This window comes from Aeromicrobium sp. PE09-221, from assembly GCF_002174305.1.
Classification (GTDB): domain Bacteria; phylum Actinomycetota; class Actinomycetes; order Propionibacteriales; family Nocardioidaceae; genus Aeromicrobium.
On sequence record NZ_MIJB01000096.1, the window covers coordinates 1 to 812 of the forward strand.

Genomic DNA, 812 nt, shown 5'->3' on the forward strand with positions numbered 1-812 from the left:
CTCCACGACGCGGTACAAGCCAGCGACGAAACGCTCGGGGTCGACGCCACACAGCGCGTCGTAGTGGAGCACCACGGCTTTCGGAGGAGCGGAGAGCTGCGCGAGCAAGGCGCGGCCGAGCTGTTCACCTTTTGCGGAAGAATCCGCTGAAATGTCCTCGACCATAGCCGCCGACGCGCCTAGGCCCCCGAGCCCTAGCACCCCGGCGGCGTAGCCCTGCTCGCGCACGAAGTTGCGTCCCACGACTCCTTGCGCTGAACACCCTAGCACCGACACTCGTTCTCCGAGTGCCTCACGCAGTCCACGTAGATACGCAGCGTGATCGTGGTTCATGGTCAGGTATGTCAGCACGAGCTCCAGCTCGCGGCCCTGCGTGGCCAGCGTCTGACCCAATTCTCGTCCCGCCTGTAAGGAATCTGCGGTCGTGCTTACGGAAGTATGAGCGAATATGGCCATAGGTGACTTGGAAACGCGCCGTGCAATCGTGCGCAATAGGCCAACCACCACGCAGCCGAGCGCACGTCTTCAGCAACGGATCGCCTCGCCAAAGGTTTAGGAAAAGGACGAGGAAGCCGACCATCCCCGGTATCTTAAGCGCAAACCACCCCCGCCGATCCCGGTCGCTGCGACCACCTCGCTGCTGGGGGTTCTCGCAAGGCGGCCGCAGCAACCGGGCTTGACGGGGGTCCTAGCCCTTAAAGCTCTGGCGATGGGAAGCCCACAGACCGTATCGCTCGTTCGAGCAGCGGTACCAGATTTTCAAGCATTCACCCGGCGACTTGGTTACACGAGCGACATGGCAGTAACGAATG

General features: G+C 62.3%; 1 protein-coding gene. It reads right to left on the reverse strand.

Annotation, left to right across the window (positions count from 1 at the left end; genetic code table 11):
• Positions 1–456, reverse strand: a 456-nt coding sequence (locus BHE97_RS19950) for an FIST N-terminal domain-containing protein (RefSeq protein WP_140400283.1), incomplete at its 3' end; no start/stop codon positions are given.
• Between the last annotated feature and the right edge of the window lie 356 nt (positions 457–812).